A 4,496-nucleotide genomic window follows, 5' to 3' on the forward strand; every position below is an offset into this window, starting at 1 on the left:
CACTTCGTCAGTAGCCGACACAGGTGACCGAGCCTCCAAAACCGGACGAAAACCGCCAAAGCGACCTCAAGTGAGCGTCAAACTAAGGTAAGCATTACCTAAGTCAGTAGATCAGCGCCAGAGGAAACCGCCCAACTCTGGGGCTACAGTTAAGGTGTGCCTTACCTAAGTTTGGGAAAACGGAACGTGAGAGCGGCCCGGTGACGCGCCGGTGGCGTCCCGCCGTCCTGGTGGCGCTGCTCGGCGCGGTCCTGGTCGCGCTCTGCCTGCTCTCGATCGCGCTGGGCGCCCGCGCCCTCCCCCTCGACCAGGTCATTCGGACGCTGCTCGGGCACGCGCCCGACCAGACGGCCGGCAACGTCGTCTGGTCGGTGCGCGTCCCCCGCACCGCGCTGGGCCTGGCGGCGGGCGCGGCCCTCGGGCTGTCCGGCGCGCTCATGCAGGCCCTGACGCGCAATCCGCTCGCCGACCCCGGCCTGCTCGGCATCAGCGCCGGCGCGGCGTTCGCGATCGTGGTGTCGGTCGCGGTGCTCGGCGTCGGGTCGCTGTACGGATACATCTGGTTCGCCTTCGCGGGCGCGCTCGTCGCGAGCGTCGTGGTGTACCTGCTCGGCGGGCTGGGCCGCTCGGGCCTGACCCCGGTCAAGCTCGCCCTGTCCGGAGTCGCCGTGAGCTCGCTGCTGTTCTCGCTCACCAACGCCGTCGTGCTGACCGACCCGGACGCGCTGAACCGCTACCGCTTCTGGTCGGCCGGCTCGCTCGCCGACCAGGACGGTGACACCGTGCTGCGCATCCTGCCGTTCATCGCCCTCGGCACGGCGCTGGCGCTGGCCTGCGCGCCCGCGCTCAACAGCCTGGCACTCGGCGACGACGTGGCGGCCTCGCTGGGCAGGCGGCTCGGGCTGGTCCGGCTTCAGGGGGCGGTCGCCGTCACGCTGCTCACGGGCGCGGCGGTGGCGGTCATCGGCCCGGTGGTCTTCGTCGGGCTCGTGGTGCCGCACGCCGCCCGGATCCTCGCCCAGCACTCGGGGTTCGGCCCCGACCACCGCCTGCTGCTGCCGCTGTCGGCGGTGCTCGCGCCCTGCCTGGTGCTGGCGGCCGACATCGTCGGACGGGTCGCCGCGCGGCCCACCGAGATCCAGGCGGGCGTCCTCATCGCCTTCATCGGCGGCCCGTTCTTCATCGCCCTGGTCCGCCGGCGCCGGCTCGCGGAGGTCTGAGCATGGCCCTCCCCACCCCCGCTCCCCCGGCCGGCACCGCCGCGGTCACCTCGCGCCGCCCGTTCCGGCTGGCCGTGCCGCCCGTCTCCGGGTTCCTGCGACCTCGCCTGGTCGCCGTGTGCGTGGCGCTCGCCGTCGTCACCTTCCTGGTCCTGTGCTGGGGCGTCTCGGTCGGCGACTACCCGATCGGCCTCACCTCGGTCGTCAGGGCGCTGGCCGGGCAGGGGGACCCCGGGACGCTGCTGGTCGTGCGCGAGCTGCGGCTGCCGCGCGCCCTGGTCGGGCTGCTGACCGGCATCGCCTTCGGCGTCTCCGGCTCGATGTTCCAGACCATGACCCGCAACCCGCTGGCCAGCCCGGACATGATCGGGCTCACCCAGGGCGCCGGCGCCGCCGTCGTCGCGGGCATCGTGCTGGGGTGGGACGGCGGGCTCGGGCCGCAGGCGCTCGGGCTGCTCGGCGCGCTGGTCACCGGCCTGCTCGTCTACCTGCTGGCGTGGAGCCGCGGCACCACCGGCTACCGGATCATCCTGGTCGGCATCGGGCTGTCGTGGATCTTCACCAGCGCCACCGACTACCTGGTCGCCAAGGGCGGCCGGTTCCAGGCGCAGGCCGCGCTCGGCTGGCTGGTGGGCAACCTCAACGGCCGCGGCTGGGACCAGGTCACCCCGCTCGCCCTGGCCATGGCGGTGCTGGTGCCGCTCGCGCTGACGCTGGGCCGCCTGAACCGGACGCTCCAGCTCGGCGACGACGTCGCCGCCGGCCTCGGCACCCCGGTGCAGCGGGTCAGGTTCACGCTGCTGCTCACGGGGGTCGGACTGGTCGCCTTCGGCACCGCGGCGGCCGGGCCGATCGCCTTCGTGGCCCTGGCCGCGCCGCAGATCGCGCAGCGGCTCGCCGGCACCGCCTGGCCGCCGCCGGTGGCCTCGGGGCTGGCCGGGGCCCTGGTCGTGCTCTCCTCCGACCTCGCCGCGCGCGAGCTGCTCCCCGCCACGGAGCTGCCGGTCGGAATCGTCACCGGTGTGCTGGGCGCGCCGATCCTGCTCTGGCTGCTCATCCGCGCGAACCGCGCGGGCTCAGGAGGCTGAACGCATGTCGACCATCCACCCGGACCTGCGGGCGAGCGGACTGCACCTGGCCTACGACGACCGGCCGGTCGTGGAGGGCCTCGACCTGGTCGTCCCGCCGGGGCGCGTCACCGCCATCGTCGGCGCCAACGCCTGCGGCAAGTCCACGCTGCTGCGGGCGCTGGCGCGGCTGCTGGCGCCGCGCCGGGGAGCCGTCCAGCTCGACGGCCGCGCCCTGCACTCGATCCCGACCAGGGAGCTGGCGCAGCGCCTGGGCATCCTGCCGCAGTCACCGGTCGCGCCGGAGGGTCTCACGGTCATCGACCTGGTCACGCGGGGCCGCTCGCCGCACCAGACCTGGTGGCGGCAGTGGTCGGCGGCCGACGAGCAGGCCGTCCACGGCGCGCTGGCCGCCACCGGCATGACGGACCTGGCCGGGCGCGCGGTCGACGAGCTGTCCGGCGGCCAGCGCCAGCGCGCGTGGATCGCGATGGCCGTCGCGCAGGGCACCCAGGTGCTCCTGCTCGACGAGCCGACGACCTACCTGGACCTGGCGCACCAGATCGACGTCCTCGACCTGATCACCGACCTCAACCGGCGCGAGAACCGCACGATCGTGATGGTCCTGCACGACCTCAACCAGGCGTGCCGGTACGCCGACCACGTCATCGCCATGAAGTCGGGCCGCGTCGTCGCCGAGGGCGCGCCCGCCGAGGTCATCACCGCGCGGACCGTGCGGGACATCTTCGACCTGCGCTGCCAGGTCACGACGGACCCGGTCAGCGGCACCCCGTTGATCATCCCGATGAGCCGCCACCACGACACCGGGCGCGCGGAGGCGGCCCACTAGCGCGCCGCGGTCAGGGCCGGGCGGTGAGATAGCCGCCCATGGTGCGGAAGTAGTCGGTGGCCGCGTGTTCGGCGCCGTCCTCGGTGCGCAGCCGCCGCAGGACCAGGCCGTGCCGCCGCCCGCCGCGCGCGTCGGCGCCGCTGACGACGACCACCCCGTCCCCCTCGCGGATGAAGACGCGGCCGGGGGTGCCGCCGTAGCGCGCCTGCGACACGGCCGCCGACACGACGCGGACGCGCTCGCCGCGGTAGTAGGTGAAGGCGTTGGGATAGGGGTCCGACTGCGCCCGCACCAGCCGCTCCAGGTCCTGCGCCGGCCAGGTCCAGTCGATGCGGCCGTCCTCGATGGACCGCTTGTGGAAGAAGCTCGCCTTGGTGCGGTCCTGGGGCACCCACGTGGCCCGGCCCGAGGCGATGAGCTCGAGGGCGTCGCGCACGATGGGGCCGATCAGGTCGACCGTCTTGTGGAACAGGTCGGTGGCGGTGTCGCGTGGTCCCACCGGCACGGCCCGTTGCAGCACGATGTCGCCCGCGTCGAGTTCGGCGTTCATGCGGTGGGCGGTGACGCCGACCTGCTCCTCGCCGTTGATGAGGGCCCAGATCAGCGGGGAGAAGCCCGCGTACGACGGCAGCAGCGAGTCGTGGACGTTCAGCGTGCCGTGCGGGGGGAGGTCGAACACCTCCGGCGGCAGCCACGTGCGCCAGTTGTTGGCGACGATGATGTCGGGTGCCGCGTCGCGCAGCGCCTGGAGCAGAGAGGGATCGTCGGGGCGGTTGCGCAGGAGCGCGGGCACGTCGTGCTCGGCGGCCAGCTCCGCCACCGAGTCGTCCCAGATCTTCTCGTAGGCGTGGTCGCTCTTGGGGTGGGTGACCACCAGCGCGACCTCGTGACCCGCGTCCAGCAAGGCTTGCAGGGTGCGATGGCCCCACGTCTGGTAGCCGAACATGACGACCCGCATGAACGATCCTCTCCTCAGCGATCTGGTGAATCGGCCGTCCCCACCGGCAGGGGGAGACGGCCGTCCGGGCGGGCGGTTCACTCGCCGCCGGGGCGGCCGTGGCGCCAGTAGCCCATGAAGGCGACGGTCCGGCGGTCGACGCCCAGCTCTCCGACCAGGTGGCGGCGCAGTCCCGTGACCACCCCGGCCTCGCCGGCCAGCCAGGCGTAGAAGCCGCCCTGGACGGCGGTTCCGGGGTCGGGTACCTCCCAGAGGTCGTCGTCCTCCTCCTGCTCCTGCGGCGCCGCCGCGGGTGCCCGCCGTTCCAGCGCCACCGCGGACTCTTGGGGCTCAGGCGCCGCCGCGGACTCTTGCGGCTCCGGCCCCGGCGCGGATCCCTGTTCCCGGCCGCCGGCCGCGCC

At 73.7% G+C, this 4,496-nt stretch carries 5 protein-coding genes; 3 read left to right on the forward strand and 2 right to left on the reverse strand.

Annotated features, from left to right (window positions below):
• The first annotated feature begins 200 nt into the window (after window positions 1-200).
• Genes ACFQSB_RS38370 through ACFQSB_RS38380 form a run of 3 tightly spaced genes read left to right on the forward strand, consistent with a single transcriptional unit; the run spans window position 201 to window position 3,137 of the window.
• Window positions 201-1,220, forward strand: coding sequence for a FecCD family ABC transporter permease (locus tag ACFQSB_RS38370; protein ID WP_380832117.1), 1,020 nt, complete (start codon window positions 201-203; stop codon window positions 1,218-1,220).
• A 2-nt stretch (window positions 1,221-1,222) separates the two neighbouring features.
• The gene (locus tag ACFQSB_RS38375; protein ID WP_380832118.1) at window positions 1,223-2,308 is read left to right on the forward strand and encodes a FecCD family ABC transporter permease; all 1,086 of its coding nucleotides are present in this window, start codon (window positions 1,223-1,225) and stop codon (window positions 2,306-2,308) included.
• Between the two features lie 4 nt (window positions 2,309-2,312).
• A complete protein-coding gene (locus tag ACFQSB_RS38380; RefSeq protein WP_380832119.1) occupies window positions 2,313-3,137 on the forward strand; it encodes an ABC transporter ATP-binding protein in 825 nt (274 codons plus the stop codon).
• Window positions 3,138-3,147: 10 nt separating this feature from the next.
• Here ACFQSB_RS38380 and ACFQSB_RS38385 read toward each other — a convergent pair whose 3' ends face one another.
• Both ACFQSB_RS38385 and ACFQSB_RS38390 read right to left on the reverse strand, forming a co-directional pair.
• The gene (locus tag ACFQSB_RS38385; protein WP_380832120.1) at window positions 3,148-4,095 is read right to left on the reverse strand and encodes a methionyl-tRNA formyltransferase; all 948 of its coding nucleotides are present in this window, start codon (window positions 4,093-4,095) and stop codon (window positions 3,148-3,150) included.
• Window positions 4,096-4,172: 77 nt separating this feature from the next.
• Window positions 4,173-4,496, reverse strand: a 324-nt coding sequence (locus ACFQSB_RS38390; protein WP_380832122.1) for an SIP domain-containing protein, incomplete at its 5' end; no start/stop codon positions are given.

It is taken from the genome of Sphaerisporangium rhizosphaerae (genome assembly GCF_042665155.1).
Lineage (GTDB): Bacteria > Actinomycetota > Actinomycetes > Streptosporangiales > Streptosporangiaceae > Sphaerisporangium > Sphaerisporangium rhizosphaerae.